This window comes from Vibrio hyugaensis (genome assembly GCF_002906655.1).
GTDB classification, from domain to species: Bacteria; Pseudomonadota; Gammaproteobacteria; order Enterobacterales; family Vibrionaceae; genus Vibrio; species Vibrio hyugaensis.
In genome coordinates, this window is sequence record NZ_CP025795.1 from 938,033 (window position 1) to 955,957 (window position 17,925).

Genomic DNA, 17,925 nt, shown 5'->3' on the forward strand with positions numbered 1-17,925 from the left:
TACGATTTTTACAAAGAGGTGAATATATTTTTGCTAGAAAAAAGGCGCGATAAACACGCGCCCTCTAAATAATATGAGTGGAAAACAGACTGGGTTAACGTTTGTTGCGAAGGTAACGTTTACGACGCTCTTCTTTGCGTTTCGCTTTTTCTTCTTCTTTACGAGCAGTTTCTATTTCTACTTCAATTAGCTCTTGAGTGATCATTTCAGGCAGTTCTAGTGTGATTTGCCCCAATATACCTTGGCGAAGCTCATGCAAAAGAATCTCAGACACTTTATGAAGGTCGACACGGCCTCCTGCCCGTAATGCTCCGCGACGACGCCCAATCTCTTCAATGATTTCGATGTCCGATTCTGGAAGCTCTTCAATCTGGTAGCGTTCTTTAAGTTTTTCCGGGTAATGAGCCGCTAGGTATTCCACTGTGTAGAAGGCCACTTCATCGTATTCCATTGCTGTATCTTTCACAGCTCCCGTTGCTGCCAAACGGAAACCACTGTGTGGGTTTTCTACTTTCGGCCACAAGATTCCTGGAGTATCAGAGAGTACGATGCCGTTTTGTAGGTTGATACGTTGTTGACGACGCGTTACTGCAGGTTGGTTACCGGTCACGGCAATTGTGCGTCCTGCTAGCGTATTGATGATCGTTGACTTACCAACGTTAGGAATACCCATGATCATGGTACGAATATTCTTACCAATCTCTTCACGGTGTGGAGCGAGCTTACGACAAAGCTCCATAATCTTATGTACTTCACTCGTTTCAGAAGTCGTAATGGCCATTGCCTTTACGTTTTGTTCCTTCTCTAGATGGTCAATCCAGAGTTGAGTCAGTTCAGGATCAGCCAAATCGCGTTTGTTCAGTACCTTAACCACCGGCTTATCACCGCGAATTTTTGAAATCATCGGGTTTTCGCTACTGAAAGGAATACGAGCATCCAGTACTTCGATGATCACATCCACTTGAGGGATGGCTTCTTCGATCTCTTTACGTGCTTTGTGCATGTGGCCAGGAAACCACTGGATAGAGTTGTTAACCATTTGAAAAATCGCCTTATTGTTTCATGGTCATGCTGGTGGTATTTCAAATTCAACGCATCTCTTTCATTGAGATGTTAGTGAGTGAGCGATAAAAGCCTCAGCTCCAAACCACGACAGCTGTTCATGTGATGATCTTAACACTTTATTGCAGGGGCGGGAATGTTAGAACTTCCAATCAGATAGATAAACAAAGAGGAGGGGGCAATTACTGTTCTCTACGAACAACGGTAATTGCCATTTCGTTCTATCAACGATAAAAATCAAACCAATAAAGACCAAGATTGGATGTTACGAAGAGTACTTCTGTAATTTCCTGATTAACTCTGCCCTTTCTTTTTTTGCAGCAAGCAGCAGACGAGTATTAGCGGGGGCGTTGGGGTAGTTCGTATGTATCGTTCATAATTAACGGGAGTGCCATCAATAATCAACTCGAGGTGCAAATGAGGACCTGTCGTTCTTCCGCTGTTTCCGGTTCGCCCAATGAGTTGCCCTTTTGATACTGGTTCGCCAACGTGAACACTGCGGTGTGAAAGATGCAGGTAGCGAGAAACGGCTCCATTGGAATGGCGGATATTAATGTAGTTGCCAGCAAATCTATTGTAACGAGATTTAATCACAACGCCGTCTGCAATACTATGAATAGGAGTCCCAATTGGTACGGCATAGTCAGTCCCTAAATGAGGCGCAACAAGATTGGTAACGGGATGTCTACGTGTTAAATTGAAGCCTGAACTTACTTTGAACTGTTTATCTAGTGGAAATGAATAATAGGGCTTTCGAATTAACTTATTTCCATACTCATCATAAGCATTATTGTTTCCGTCATTAATTACAAAAAAGTCTTTTTGACTGCCGGAATAGTAAAAAGAACTGATGTATTTTTCATTGTGACGGTTGGTTTTAGTCTTAATAGAGAATTTATCACCTTTACGGACTGAGCCGATAATGTCGAATTCATTTTCAATTAATTTTAACAGTGATTTTATTTCTTTTTGAGATAGTCCGGCGTTAATCAAAGAGGTGACAAAAGAATAGTCTATGCGGCCAGTTTTAATGGTTGTACGGCGAAAGTTAGCCTTATAGATCTTTGCAATGTCACTATGAATTACTACTTTAGGAACAACAGGTTGAGGTTCTTCTTTCGGTGAAAGTAATTGATGGGTGATCGACACGCCAGTAATAATCGCTAGCGCAATGATAACAAGGGGTAGAGCAAAGTTTTGCGCATGTTGTCTTAATATTAAACTTGTCATTAAATAAAAATTGTGCTTCGAGGCGAAAAAGTTGAGGGTGAGTATAATATTTAAAATAAAATCTTACACGTGATTGGGTTCAATTCCTGTATTTTTACTAATCAAATAATTATAGATGTGAAGTAAAGCTGCTTAAGTTGTCAAAAAATAACGGTTCGAATAGACTTTGTGTTTGATTTGGTGGTTATTGTGTCACGTTGAGAAAATCTTGGACAATAATATAATCGCGGAAAAATATACTCTGCCAAATTATTATGTTCACTAAAAATACGCTCAAACCAACGTTAGGTCTTATGACTGCATCGCTTTTATTAAGCGCATGTGGTGGTGGTGATGGCGGTGATAACACCCCGCCAGCAAGGAATACCGGAAGCATCTCAGGTAACGTTTTTGACGCCCCAGTCAACGGTGCCCAAATCGAGGTGTTTGAATACAAGGACGGAAAGCTAGGTAGGAAGTTGGGCAACACAACTTCAGACGCTTTTGGTGACTATAAGCTTGAATTCGAATCTTCTTCGATGCCACTTTATGTCGTAGCACAACAAGGTAGCTACACCGATCCTCTGACAAAAGAGATTGTGTCATCGAGCGCTGGCAAGACTTTGCGCTTAGAAGGAGTGGTGAACTTCAGTGAAGGCAATGACCAAAAATTAATGCTAACGCCGTTGACCAATATCGTTTCTGGTTTGGCGAAATACAAAATTTCGGGCGGAGAGTCTGGCTCGGATGCTGTTTCTGAAGCGCTAGATAGCATCAATGGTATGTACGGTTTTAATGTCAATGAAACCACACCTATTGATATTACTAAAGGGGGGCAGAGTAGCTTTGCCACGCCAGGGCACCAGTATGGTGCGTTGTTAACCGCGTACTCTTCTTACTCTTATGATCTGATTGAAAAGTATGGTCAGTCTGAGGACAACGTCTACACCTCAATGCACTTTGCAGACATTCAATTTCGTGATGTCATCGCAGATGGTCTTTTAGATGGTCTAGAGATCAGCGAATCGACAGGAGCGGTTACGCCGCTTACCTTTGGTCAACAGAAAATCACCAGTGACGTTTACACTCAAGATCTCTCTCAGCACGTTTTGATTGTGGTAAACGATCCTACGCTTAACGTCTCAGGCACAGATGCTGATGATTACGTTTCGTTTAGTCAAAAAATAAATGGCCTAGGAACAAATGGCGAGACTGATGGTGTTATTCCACCTCGTAACGATACGGATATTGATACCACCCCACCAACTGTAACCCGCACAGACAGCGATGTGTTGGCCGGCACAGATAACGTGGATATCAGACTCAATGACGATATTGGTGTTCAATCTGTGTCTGCATATGTTGAATACCAGCTTAACGGCTCATGGTCAGACGAGTTCAAATGTAATGATCAACAGACTTCTGGCAGTGAGTTCTGTTCGGTAGACGCAAGCGGTTTTGAGATTGGCGTGCGTGAAACAAACATCAAAGTAAGCATCAATACAAAAGCGATTGATGCCGTTGAGGTCAACCCGGACACGGGGCTTTCCAATGTTACTGCCGCTCGTTTGGTTTTTTATACAGCGGACGTTTTAGGCAATGAACTTGTCCCTGGTAGTAATACAGGCCATTACGTTAATTTTGATTGGGATAATGACGCGCCTGTTATTTCCGTGACTTCGGCGAGCGCTATCAACAATCAACTTAAAGAGTACGTATTAAAAGGCATTGTAAAAGAAGCGTCTCAAGACATTAAATCCGTCAGCGTGTCATTTAAGAGTGGGCTACCAGAAGATGTGGCTTGTTCTCCGGTTACGGTAGCGTCGGGGAGTGCTTGTGAATTTAGCAAAGCGTATTCGACAGATGAGTTCCTATCTACGACTACGTTCGATATTAAGGCTACCGATACAAAAGATAATGTTGGTGAACTTCAACATGCGGTAAGTCGCGACGATCAAGCTCCAGTTCAGGTCATCGGCTACCCAGAAGGGACGTCAATGAACTACGTAAACGTTAACCTTGCTGGGGAGCGAACCACTTATGAAGGCGTTTACACGCAAGATACTTATACCGCTGACAACGTTCAGTCCAGCAGGGATTACTTGAAAATAGGCTATGTCTATGCGAGTGTTGGTCTCCAATCGATTGATGGTGTCGACTTTGCGAACTTTAACGTCAACCTATTAAAAGAAAACAAAATTCCTTACGTACGAGTTCGAGTTGCTGATGTGAACTCAGAGACTGTTTTAGGCTCTAGTGCCGACAAGCTTAAGCTGGTTGTAAAGTACTACGTAAGCCAAAACAATGACGACAACTACGGTCTGCAAAAAACAACCGATACTCTGGCATCGACCGATACCATCACTGCGAGCATACCTCACGAAACCATCTTAGACAGTGACGGAAGAGTCGATGAAGTTATCTATTATGTGCCTTTCGTAAAAGAAATCTTGGGTGATGGCTTCAAAAACGTTTCAGAAAACGCAAGCCAAAAACTGGTAATTCAAACCATCGACGAGTCCGACAATGAAAGTGCGACCCAAGAAGTCTACTTCCGAAGCAGTTTTGATTTGCCTACGATGACCGTTGTGACACCTTTCATTGGTGCACGTGTGCAGTTAGAAGGTTTGAATCCTAATGGTGAATTCACTTCTCTTGCAAGCTGTACCACGATTCAACAGTCAGAAAGTGATAAGACTACCGCGCTGGATGTCGCGTCGTGTGAAACCACAACGGACGTTGTAAATTACGATTTCATGCGAGTGCGTTTAATTGGCGTAGAAGGGACGGACCCTCATTACTACCAATGGAAAGATGATGAAGGAGCCAAAGCGAGCGTTAACCTAAACAATGCCAACATCGGGGCGTATTTTGAACTTGATGGTTCAAACACTTATTACGTTACCGAGCTTGCCACTTACCAGACGGGACTGTTTGATTATCGTTGGAACCAAGTGGAAGCTGGTGAGAAAACATCAGAGAAAGCGTTGCAAATTCTTACGGATGTGAAATACGCTCTGGCTGGTGGTAACGATTCATTCTTTGGATTCGATCCAACAGTGACGGCTTATGCTACAAACGAAATGCTCGAGGAGACAATTCCAAACGATTTATCCAACGACTATCTGCACCGATTCCTTGTTGAGGCTATTGATGACTTAGCACAAGGCACGCCACGTAACAACTCTTCTGATTTCGCTTCTGCTATCTATGACGATCTTAGCTACGATGGTAAAGCAAACGGTATTGGCGCTGGTGGGAACCAAATCAAATTGGATGATTATAAGTTCAGTTCTAATACCTACCGTAACGACCTGGCTCAGTCGTACTATAACATTATGACTGACAAATACGGTATCCCAGATAATCTCGCTCAGCTTTATGCCGATGATATCTCTCAGGCAGATCCAAAACTTGGTGAAGACGATATCATCGATGGTGAAGGCGGAAGTATCGATGATAAAGCGCCGGAACAAACGCTAACGATAGTGACTGGCCGTGAAACGATGGTTGGTAACAAACGCTATGTCGCGGGTGAAGTGGTTTCTAAAGTTGTGTTGGAAGACCCATCAGGTATTGTTGAAGAGGGTGATAATGCGCCTAAATTCCAAAGTATGTGGTACGCAGAGAGCGATCCAAATACAGCTATTCCGTTGGATTTGAGATTAGAAGAATCTGGCGAGAGTAATAAGTTCAAGAAAGAATACTTATTTTCGCTCAATACAGAGTCAACAGACCTAACCGATATCATTGAATTTGCTCTAGAGACAAGTGCGTTTGATACCAAAGGTAATGGCTATACCGAAGCGGATCCGCTCGTAGAGCGCCTATACGTTGACAATGACTATCCGGAAGCGAGTTACAGTCCGCCTAAAGATATTAATGATGAAGAGATACAAGAGGGTGTTTATCTTAGCGTTAAAAATAATATTCACGATCTAACCTTTGAGTTGGATGATGTGGTTGGCGACAAGCTCGATAAGCGTAGTCTTCTGTTCTACAAGAGCTCAGGAGAAAAATACCCAGTTTCGTATGAGCAGTTTTATGCGAATCAAACCAAGAAGTTTGTTGTCCGACTATGCAGTCAAGAAGACTGCTCGGCTCAAGGGACGACAATCAATCCGGGGGACGGTAACTGGATTGCAGTCGTTAGCGCTGAAGACAACTTGGGGAACTCTGTATCTGATGCTGATAATGGTGCCCCAAGATTTCGTATCTATATTGATTCTGAAGCACCAGTTGTTAATGATGCGGAAATTACAGAGCGATTGGGTGGCAACAGTGTTTGGACGCCAGTTATCGATTGGGGCGAGCTTAGTCAAGGTAACAATGTAAAGGTTGAATTGAGGAAAGGTTCGGGCCAGACCCAAACATTAGAAAGTTGTGACCCTGCAACAAGCACTTGTGACGAACCATACTTAATTGGCGACCAGCCAGATGTCAAAGTCCAATTGGTTGCGGAAGCCTTTAGTTATGATGCCATCAATGAATTCTACGTGACAGCGGCAGACAAAGCTTATCCAGTAAACGAAAGTAGGAAGGGTACGTTTAGCTTCAAAGTCGATAATAAAGGCCCAATAATTTTACTTTCTACCCCTTGGATTGAAGATGCTTTAACTAAAGAAAGCACCGTGGTTGGACGCAAGTTCAATGTCCTTTTGGAATCGGTGACGGATGATTCTGACATCACAGAAGTATCGTTATTCCAGGTAGACAATCCAGAGGCACTGAAAACTTTCAAGCCAACTGACCCGAGTCAAAAATTTTCAATACCACTTATAGCAAGTGATACTGACAAAATTGAACTGTCGGGTGAGGGAAACAGTGTCAGTCTTTATGTTAAAGCAAAAGATGTTCATGGTTTTGAAAGAGAATCCAATATAAACAGTGTGATTTTTGACAAGCAAGGCCCAAGTTTTAGTTTAGTGGGACATGATGTAAATAGTTATTACATCGGAGATTATGTGTTTGAGCTACGAGCAGTTGACTTAGGCTCGAATGGTAGCGTTTCTACTGAAGGTGTGGATCGAGAAAACTTGAAGTACTTGATATTTGAGGGTGATGCTCCACCTCCAAGCGAGGTAGAAAAGGGCATAGTTAATGATGAAGCTCTCAAGATCCCGTTAGGTGGGGAGGATGATGGTGAACATACTATTAGGGTTAAAGGTCACGACTTACGCGGTAACACTTCTGAAGAAGACTTTAGATTTAATGTAAGTAACAAGCTTCCTCTACTGGACTTAACCATCGCTTATGCCGATAGCGGTGAACCAATTGATCGTGTTGTATATAACGAAGGTAACATCAAACTCACTTTAAAAGTAACCGATGTAAGCGGTGTTAAACGTATTGACTCTACTTACAAATACTCTAGCGAAAGTGAAGGTACCAACTTTTCGTTCAGACAAGCTGGAGCGGAAGATACTTGGGAAGCCATATTACGCGAAGACCAATTAAAAGCTGACGGCAACTATGAACTAAGTATTAGTGTTTACAATAATGTCCAATATAACAGCGATGATGAGCCACTAGTCAGTAAGATTAACCACACGCTAAGCGTCCAGCGTAATGGTGTAGCTCTTGATATTGTAGGGCCAACTGAAGATTTTCAGAACTATGTGTCCAATGGTGTACTAGATGTCACATTCAAAACACTAAGTGAAGTCAAAGCGGATAAAATTCAGTGTTGGGTTCGTCAAGAACACAGTGGTAATGATGCACCTCCAATCGACGAAAAGCCGACTTCTGGCGAGAAGAACATCTCATCAGGACAAGAACCTAGTTGTACCGTTGATTCTGAAAATGTCTCATTCTCGCCAGCAGTATTGATTGTTCAAACTAAGGGCACAAATGGGGCAGTAGCGGTTCAGAAGTTTGACTTTAAAATGATGGATGCAGGTTCTCCAGCTGTCGTTCGCCCTGAATCCAATACTTACCAATTTTCAGGTGGTGAGGTGACGTACGACTTAGATGACCCAACTAAGTACCTTGCGTTCGATCTTATATTCGAAGATGAGTTGTCGGGAGTAAATATTACAGACCAAGAGAATTACCCTAAGCTAATTAGGACTGCTGGGTCTATTCCATTTAGTGCCGAGAGTTGTGTTTTAAATGCCAAGGGTGAGGCTGTTTGTCGTTACAAAGAGAAGTATGCAGATATTATTCAAAAGGCAGCCGTTAAGCATGCTTACAAAATTTCCAACATTACTGATAATGCCGGAAATTTAGCGGCAGATCATGAGTTTGAGTTTTTGTTACCAACTGAAGACCCAGTTGTTGACATTACAAACCCTAAAGAAGGGCAGGTATTAAATGGAAAATTCCTCAATGTAGACTTTAGAGTTAAGCTCGCCGAAAACTCGGACCTAGAAAACGTGAGCGTTACCTTTGGTGGTGAGTCTTACGATTTAAAAAATAACGCTGATAACTTCAGAAATTTCACCACCTGTTCTGACGATCCAAAGTATCGCTGTTCAACATTTCATAGTGATGAGTTGGATGCTGGTCTAGAAAATAAAGCGTTAACAATCGAGGTTCTGGCCACTGACGTTTGGGAAAACCGTGGGACAGATTTAGTCGAAGATATTAGGTTTGATAATACAGATCCAATTATTGGAGATTCAATCACGGTCACGGAACAGCCAAGCGACAAAGTTAGGTTCACTTTTGATGAGATGAGAGATGAGGTCAGTGGCCTAGCTAGAGTTAAATACACAGTGCGAGTACTGGACTTTGAAGAAGAAAAAACGGAAAACGTTACCTATTTCGAATTGTCCAAAGATCAGCTTCTAGGCCGTGATGAAATCAAAGTTGAGGTTATCGCTGTTGACGCGGTAGATAACTCTTCTGATGATATTAAAACTATCGATTTGAGGCTTCCTACCGTCGCACTTACTTTTGATGGCATAACTAGCTTGCAAGGAGGCAAGCTAGCATTCACTAAAGAAAGCCAATCGTTCACGATTACATCTACCGAGGGGGAACATGTCAAGGCTTCTCATTATTCCATTGATATGGTCCCAAGCTCCGGAGACACGCTTAACTTCAATGGAAATATCGTGTTATCAACAGGTTCAGATACCATGGTTTTTGATGTCGATGACCAGGCCGAGTATATGTATAAAGTGACGGTCATAGATTCCATAGGGCGTTCTGTTAAAGACTTTGGGCTTTTTAGTGAAACTTATGATGCCAAAGGTATCGAATCTGTTATTGATTATGAGTTGCCAGTTATATCTGGTGTTACTGCAAATCAAATATCTATGACTCCAGCGGATGATAAGTATTACTTAGATGTTACTGCGTACGTTGCGGATAAAAACCTGAGTTCAGTGACATCAACTGCCGACAACGGGGCTGGTTTCACTGTGGGGCCGCAGTTTATCACAAAACCAGCTAACGCTGGCGACCCCTATGTAATGCACTACTTGTTATCGCCAGGAGATTACACGATAAAAGTAGTGGCCTCTGATCTCGTCAACAACCAGGCTGAGGAAACTATAACGCCAACGGTAGACGCAGCAACTGTACCTGAACTGACAATCTCGAGCACTGCGCCCACTCCTTTGGCTGGTGGCGTTGAAGTCCCGCTCACGTTTACTTTTACCGAAGAAGTCACTGAATTTGATATTTCAGACGTAAAACTAGAAGCGAGTGATGGTGGTGAGACTGGTGAGTTGAATCCTTTATCTTGGAGTACCACTGACAACATAACTTGGACGGTCAAATACATAACCCCAGAAAAAGAAAATAAAGACGTAACGATACGGGTCGTTGATGATAGCTACAAGAGCATCAACACTATCCCCGGAAAAGGGGATAGTTTACTTCTGGAGGTAGAAGGTGTGCTGCCAACACTGACCAAAGTAACGTTTGATCCAACACATCAAGACATAGGAAAGCCTGTTGACGTTAAGCTTGAGTTCGATAAAGAACTGCAAGAAGCAACGGCAACGTTGGGAAGTAATGATATCACTTCGCTAGCCGTTACTGCAGATAAGAAAGTTTGGATTGGCACAGTTAACGTGCCAAATGTACCGGAACTAAGTGTTGGTTTAGTCGTTAGTCAATACAAAGACTTGGTTGGTAACGTGGGCGAAGAAAATACTTCAAACGAATTGCCAATCACGCCAACCTTGGCGATCACGCCAGTGGGTAATGTCGATGGTAGTAACGCTGCCTCATTGCAAGTCGCGGGTACCTCAACACGCTTTGATGGCCAAACGTTGAGCGTAGAAATCAAAGCGCAAGGTAGTGAAACGGTTATCGTCAGCGGCAATGCCATTGTTCAAAGTGGTGGCGCTTGGACGAGCAGCGCGATGGACATAAGCGGTCAGCCAAACGGCAAGTACACAGCTGTTGTGAAGGGAACTAATGCTTCTAATGTCGAAGCCATAGACACTGCCACCTTCACGTTAGCACAGGCATTGCCAACCTTGACCAGCGCGACCTTTAACCCAACGCACCAAGCGGAAGGGCAAAGTGTGGCGGTCACACTGGAGTTTGATAAAGCGTTGCAAGCAGCAAGTGCAGAGCTTGGTGGTTCCGCCGTCACACTGACCAAGACAGCGGATGCGAAAGTCTGGACCGGTGACGTAGTCGTACCAGTGTCGTCAGAGTTGACCGTCGGCTTGGTGGTGAAAGATTACCTAGACTTATCAGGTAATACTGGCGCACAAGACAGCACACACTCGATGCCAATCACACCAACCTTGGCGATCACGCCAGTAGGAAATGTGGATGGCAATAATGCTGCCTCATTGCAGATTGCGGGTACTTCAACACGCTTTGATGGCCAAACGTTGAGCGTAGAAATCAAAGCGCAAGGCAGTGAAACGGTTATCGCCAGCGGCAATGCCACTGTTCAAAGTGGTGGCGCTTGGACGAGCAGCGCGATGGACATCAGCGGTCAGCCAAACGGCACGTATACCGCTGTTGTGAAGGGAACTAATGCATCTAATGTAGAAGCAACACAAACAACTACCTTTACGCTATCGCAGGCGTTGCCAACACTGACGAGTGCAACATTTAACCCAACCCACCAAGCGGAAGGGCAAAGTGTGGCTGTAAGGTTGGAATTCGATAAAGAGCTCCAAGCGGCAAGTGCAGAGCTCGGTGGCTCAGCAGTGACACTAACCAAAACGGCAGATGCGAGTATCTGGACCGGTGACGTTGTCGTGCCAGTGTCGTCAGAGCTGACCGTAGGCTTGGTGGTGAAAGATTACCTAGACTTATCAGGTAATACTGGCGCACAAGACAGCACGTATTCCATGCCAATCACACCAACCTTGGCGATCACGCCAGTGGGTAATGTCGATGGTAGTAACGCTGCCTCATTGCAAGTCGCGGGTACCTCAACACGCTTTGATGGCCAAACGTTGAGCGTAGAAATCAAAGCGCAAGGCAGTGAAACGGTTATCGCCAGCGGCAATGCCACTGTTCAAAGTGGTGGCGCTTGGACGAGCAGCGCGATGGACATCAGCGGTCAGCCAAACGGCACGTATACCGCTGTTGTGAAGGGAACTAATGCATCTAATGTAGAAGCAACACAAACAACTACCTTTACGCTATCGCAGGCGTTGCCAACACTGACGAGTGCAACATTTAACCCAACCCACCAAGCGGAAGGGCAAAGTGTGGCTGTAAGGTTGGAATTCGATAAAGAGCTCCAAGCGGCAAGTGCAGAGCTCGGTGGCTCAGCAGTGACACTAACCAAAACGGCAGATGCGAGTATCTGGACCGGTGACGTTGTCGTGCCAGTGTCGTCAGAGCTGACCGTAGGCTTGGTGGTGAAAGATTACCTAGACTTATCAGGTAATACTGGCGCACAAGACAGCACGTATTCCATGCCAATCACACCAACCTTGGCGATCACGCCAGTGGGTAATGTCGATGGTAGTAACGCTGCCTCATTGCAAGTCGCGGGTACCTCAACACGCTTTGATGGCCAAACGTTGAGCGTAGAAATCAAAGCGCAAGGCAGTGAAACGGTTATCGCCAGCGGCAATGCCACTGTTCAAAGTGGTGGCGCTTGGACGAGCAGCGCGATGGACATCAGCGGTCAGCCAAACGGCACGTACACCGCTGTTGTGAAGGGAACTAATGCATCTAATGTAGAAGCAACACAAACAACTACCTTTACGCTATCGCAGGCATTGCCAACACTGACGAGTGCAACATTTAACCCAACCCACCAAGCGGAAGGGCAAAGTGTGGCTGTAAGGTTGGAATTCGATAAAGAGCTCCAAGCGGCAAGTGCAGAGCTCGGTGGCTCAGCAGTGACACTAACCAAAACGGCAGATGCGAGTATCTGGACCGGTGACGTTGTCGTGCCAGTGTCGTCAGAGCTGACCGTAGGCTTGGTGGTGAAAGATTACCTAGACTTATCAGGTAATACTGGTGCACAAGACAGCACGTATTCCATGCCAATCACACCAACCTTGGCGATCACGCCAGTGGGTAATGTCGATGGTAGTAACGCTGCCTCATTGCAAGTCGCGGGTACCTCAACACGCTTTGATGGCCAAACGTTGAGCGTAGAAATCAAAGCGCAAGGCAGTGAAACGGTTATCGCCAGCGGCAATGCCACTGTTCAAAGTGGTGGCGCTTGGACGAGCAGCGCGATGGACATCAGCGGTCAGCCAAACGGCACGTACACCGCTGTTGTGAAGGGAACTAATGCATCTAATGTAGAAGCAACACAAACAACTACCTTTACGCTATCGCAGGCATTGCCAACACTGACGAGTGCAACATTTAACCCAACCCACCAAGCGGAAGGGCAAAGTGTGGCTGTAAGGTTGGAATTCGATAAAGAACTCCAAGCGGCGAGCGCAGCGTTGGGTGGCTCAGCCATCACGTTAACGAAGACGGTAGATGCGAGTATCTGGACAGGTGATGTTGTCGTGCCAGTGTCGTCAGAGCTGACCGTAGGCTTGGTGGTGAAAGATTACCTAGACCTATCGGGCAACACCGGCGCACAAGACAGCACGTATTCCATGCCAATCACACCAACCTTGGCGATCACGCCAGTGGGTAATGTCGATGGTAGTAACGCTGCCTCATTGCAAGTCGCGGGTACCTCAACACGCTTTGATGGCCAAACGTTGAGCGTAGAAATCAAAGCGCAAGGCAGTGAAACGGTTATCGCCAGCGGCAATGCCACTGTTCAAAGTGGTGGCGCTTGGACGAGCAGCGCGATGGACATCAGCGGTCAGCCAAACGGCACGTACACCGCTGTTGTGAAGGGAACTAATGCATCTAATGTAGAAGCAACACAAACAACTACCTTTACGCTATCGCAGGCGTTGCCAACACTGACGAGTGCAACATTTAACCCAACGCACCAAGCGGTCGGGGATAGCGTGGCGGTCAGACTTGAGTTCGATAAAGAACTCCAAGCGGCGAGCGCAGCGTTGGGTGGCTCAGCCATCACGTTAACGAAGACGGCAGATGCGAGTATCTGGACCGGTGATGTAGTGGTGCCAGCAACGTCTGAGCTCACCGTCGGTTTAGTAGTGAAAGATTACCAAGACCTATCGGGCAACACCGGCGCACAAGACAGCACGTATTCCATGCCAATCACACCAACCTTGGCGATCAGTTCGGTGGGTACAGTAGACGGCAGTAACTCAGCGTCATTGCAGATTGCGGGTACCTCAACACGCTTTGATGGCCAAACGTTGAGCGTAGAAATCAAAGCGCAAGGCAGTGAAACGGTTATCGCCAGTGGCAATGCCACTGTTCAAAGTGGTGGCGCTTGGACGAGCGATGCGATGGACATCAGCGGTCAGCCAAACGGCACGTACACCGCTGTTGTGAAGGGAACTAATGCATCTAATGTAGAAGCAACACAAACAACTACCTTTACGCTATCGCAGGCATTGCCAACACTGACGAGTGCAACATTTAACCCAACCCACCAAGCGGAAGGGCAAAGTGTGGCTGTAAGGTTGGAATTCGATAAAGAGCTTCAAGCGGCAAGTGCAGAGCTCGGTGGCTCAGTTGTTGTGTTAACGAAGACGGTAGATGCGAGTATCTGGACAGGTGATGTAGTGGTGCCAGCAACGTCTGAGCTAACCGTCGGTTTAGTAGTGAAAGATTACCAAGACCTCTCAGGTAATACTGGCGCACAAGACAGCACGTATTCCATGCCAATCACGCCAACCATCGTCCTAGGAACGATCAATGACGTCACAGTGTCAACAAGCGTAACAGTCAACGGAACAAGCACACGCTTTGAGGTCGATGATAAGATAGAACTTAAAGCAGTCGATACGGATGGCACTGAAATCACAGGTAGTGCAACCGTACTATCCGGCGGAGCATGGACGACTGATCTTGACCTTTCTATGATGAAAGACGGCTCAATAACAGTTTATGCGAACGGAACGAACGTATTATCTGCTAGCGCTGAACAAGCCCAGGCAACGTTTAATTACGATAGTACCGTGACAGCTCTAATAAGGCCTGGTTATTGGGAGCGATACAGCGGCAACTTAACCTTAGATAAGGCTGCATAAAAGAAAGCGAGCGTTTAGCTCGCTTTCTTTTTCTTGTTTAGGTGATCTAAGTCAAACGAATAGCTTTTTCTCATGATTGATATGGATGGTTTCATCGTCTTTATACAAGGCAAAACATCTAGAATACCTACAACAATTTTGTTTTTGGGAGCGGTTAGCGTGATTGTGGTGGTTATTTGAGAGATGTCGTGGTGAATGTGTCATGTTGAGAATATGTCTCAATATTATATAGTTAGGATTAATCCTATACCCCAAGTATAGAGTTCTGCATTAGGTAGTGGGTACTACCTGACGTTTTGTGACTGTGATGAAGTGACACCAGCCTAGCATTGCTTCAAAACAGTTGCGCCTTTTTGTGAGTGTGACACGCGCTCACCTTTTTATTTACGCTTCTTCAGTAGTATGCACGCATTGTTTGCTACTGGAGAAGATATCTCTCCAATCCACTTTTCTTTAAAAGTCCATTGATTAAAAAATGGATTACCACCAACTTTGTTAACTTCTGCCCATAAATGAAATTTTTCGAGAATCAACAAAATCCCACATAGTCACTGTTTTGATTGTTATTTGCTGTTTTGTGGTAGTTAAATAAACTAAATTGGCAGTAATAATGACTATTTGTGTTGTTGGGTATGCTCTGGCGGCTTTTCTATCTCATTGAAAGTTAATAGTTAAATAAGTAGGATTAGCTCACCAAATCGTACTTGTAAGCCTTATCAGCTTAAACGTCACCGCAACCATATTTACGATGTTGGTTGTGGAGAATTCAAATGCATTTAGTTTGCAAATTTATACCTAGCTCGAAGCTATCCTCCAACGAGCTATCTTATGTCCTTACACCGGATGAGTGTATAGGGCAGCTTTCGCGTTTGCGAAATCCAGATGACATCCTTAAAAACCTCCCTAAAGAACTGGCGCAGAAGATTTCTCTTTCTTCTAAAAAAACGACCAGCGGATTGCTAACAGCGATCAGAACCGAGCTTGGGAAAGGCAGTTGGGTCTCATTATCTTCCTTTGCTCGCCGGTCGCCATTGACGGACTCTCAGTTGCAAAGTTTCCCTAGACTCAAAACACTCGTTGACTCTGTATCTGCTTCGAATGAAAGTAAAGTTTTCAAAGCCGGATATAAGCAGGTAACGGACGATGTTGCTTTAGTCCGCAGTTACACCCACGTGCCATATGAGCCAAGCCCAGATCAAAAAATCGTTGTCGAGTTTGCAGGGCAGTGGTCTAGCAATGCGGCATGTTTGATGTTGGGCAAAACGGACGCTCAAAAAGAAAAAGTCACCGTAGGTAAGGCCGATACCGAAAACAAGCACCGCAGCCTCGCGACCTTTAAAGATCTCGAAGCTGAGGGTAAAACGCTTTATATCAAAATCCCTTGTTCCGATCAGCCTCAGCCAATCTTGCTTAGATTAGCCGAAGGCCTGCAACCCGTTGATAAAGAAACTCAGATGGATGAGTGGGATAACGTGTTGGTGCCGGTGAGACCATTGGCTTACTTAGATGGCAGCAATGACAAAGCAAAAGCCTCCGATCTTTGTGGTGGTTTCCTCTATGTCTTTTGGAAAGGGAAGCTTTGGCGAGAGATGGCGATAACCGAGAAAGGTTACTACCAAGATGTTGACGTCGAGTACTACCGTACCTTAGAGCAAGAAGAAAAGAAAAAAGACATACCTCAGGTGATACAAAGAAGCGCAAGCGGTTTTGCCATGGCGCATTTCTGGGCACCTTACAAAATTTCGGGTGAAGTCCAACAGGGGGAAAATGGACTCAAGATCATTTTCTCACCAAAGCAAAAGCGCTTTGCCCAGATTGAAGCATTAGAATCGGATGCTGCTTTGCTAGAGAAATCCAGCACACCATTAGATGAATTAAGTAGTTACAGTGACGCACAGTCATTCAGTGCACAACAATTTACCTCCGATGTAGACAGTGCCGCCATCCACAAAGTTACCGAAGACGACATGCCATGGTTGAGTGACCAACAAGCCATCGTTCGAAGTTACGACCAGAGTAATACGGTCATTGCTTATGTGGATGGAAAAAACAGTGGCTTTCTCGTCCGCTTGGAAGTTGGCTTGGCAGACGGCCCATTGGCAGAACAGCTAGACCCTTACTCGTTAGCTTCGTATGACGGCTTAGTTGCCATTATGGAAGATTCTGAAAGTGACTGGCGAGTTACCGAGCCTTTTGAGTTAACCAGTAAAGATGGTTATATCAGTGCCTTAGTGACAGGTATGCCTCCCAAAGGAAAGTTTACACTTGTGCTTTCGCACCTTGGGGGCAAGACAGTGCGGTGATGATGTTTGAAGGGCTGACGTACCAAGAGATTATCGCAGAACCACCAGAATTACCGATGATTTCTAAGCACGAAGAACAGCGAGTGCCTGATGAAGTTAATGAAGAAAGAGAGCGTCAAAAGAAAACATTAGACATGATGCTAGGGCTTATCAATAACAATTAACGCATTAGGCTATTTGGTCTATTAGAAATAACAGGTTGAAAATGAAAAGATTAATCACTTTATATACGCTTATTATAATGATGTCTCTGGGATTTGGGGTAGCTCACGGAAAACCAAAACCGGCAGTCGATGATGACTATTTCCAAGCTCAAACTATTGCTAATAATGCATCAACGATAAGCAATGAGGAAGATAAACTCCTTGTTCGTTTAGAGGTTGGTTTGGCAGATGGCCCATTGGAAGAACAGCTAGACCCTTACTCGTTTGCTTCCTATGACGGCTTAGTTGCCATTATGGAAGATTCTGAAAGTGACTGGCGAGTTACCGAGCCCTTTGAGTTAACCAGTAAAGATGGTTATATCAGTGCCTTAGTGACAGGTATGCCTCCCAAAGGAAAGTTTACACTTGTGCTTTCGCACCTTGGGGGGCAAGACAGCGCGGTGATGATGTTTGAAGGGCTGACGTACCAAGAGATCATCGCAGAACCACCAGAATTACCGATGATTTCTAAGCACGAAGAACAGCGAGTGCCTGATGAAGTTAATGAAGAAAGAGAGCGTCAAAAGAAAACATTAGACATGATGCTAGAGCTTATCAACGCCAATTAAAGAGATAATACGGGGAATTTGCTTTAGACCTCGGTTTATTAAATCATGAAGAGAATGA

4 protein-coding genes and 2 pseudogenes are annotated in these 17,925 nt (G+C 44.9%); 4 read left to right on the forward strand and 2 right to left on the reverse strand.

The features are described from left to right. Positions 1-94: 94 nt before the first annotated feature. Positions 95-1,039, reverse strand: coding sequence for a ribosome biogenesis GTPase YlqF (gene ylqF, locus C1S74_RS21355; protein WP_045402784.1), 945 nt, complete (start codon positions 1,037-1,039; stop codon positions 95-97). Between the two features lie 288 nt (positions 1,040-1,327). Further along, positions 1,328-2,292: pseudogene (locus C1S74_RS21360) on the reverse strand (peptidoglycan DD-metalloendopeptidase family protein). Positions 2,293-2,585: 293 nt separating this feature from the next. On the opposite strand from C1S74_RS21360, the gene C1S74_RS21365 reads away from it, so the two are divergent. From C1S74_RS21365 to C1S74_RS21375, 4 genes and pseudogenes are all read left to right on the forward strand, one after another. Next, positions 2,586-14,792: a tandem large repeat gene (locus C1S74_RS21365; protein WP_103415409.1), complete on the forward strand. Its 12,207-nt coding sequence runs from the start codon at positions 2,586-2,588 to the stop codon at positions 14,790-14,792. Positions 14,793-15,562: 770 nt separating this feature from the next. Next, a pseudogene (locus C1S74_RS21370) lies at positions 15,563-16,874 on the forward strand (hypothetical protein); the annotation flags it as partial. 220 nt (positions 16,875-17,094) lie between these two features. After that, the gene (locus C1S74_RS27145; RefSeq protein ID WP_425275344.1) at positions 17,095-17,259 is read left to right on the forward strand and encodes a hypothetical protein; all 165 of its coding nucleotides are present in this window, start codon (positions 17,095-17,097) and stop codon (positions 17,257-17,259) included. Between the two features lie 77 nt (positions 17,260-17,336). After that, positions 17,337-17,867 carry a hypothetical protein gene (locus C1S74_RS21375; protein ID WP_045399744.1) on the forward strand — a complete coding sequence of 177 codons (531 nt, stop codon included), beginning with the start codon at positions 17,337-17,339 and terminating at the stop codon, positions 17,865-17,867. The last annotated feature ends 58 nt before the right edge of the window (positions 17,868-17,925 follow it).

Coding starts and splice junctions, on each gene's coding strand:
- ylqF (WP_045402784.1), bottom strand. CDS start 1,039: ATGGTTAACAACTCTATCCAGTGGTTTCCTGGCCACATGCACAAAGCA.
- C1S74_RS21365 (WP_103415409.1), top strand. CDS start 2,586: ATGACTGCATCGCTTTTATTAAGCGCATGTGGTGGTGGTGATGGCGGT.
- C1S74_RS27145 (WP_425275344.1), top strand. CDS start 17,095: ATGATGTTTGAAGGGCTGACGTACCAAGAGATTATCGCAGAACCACCA.
- C1S74_RS21375 (WP_045399744.1), top strand. CDS start 17,337: ATGATGTCTCTGGGATTTGGGGTAGCTCACGGAAAACCAAAACCGGCA.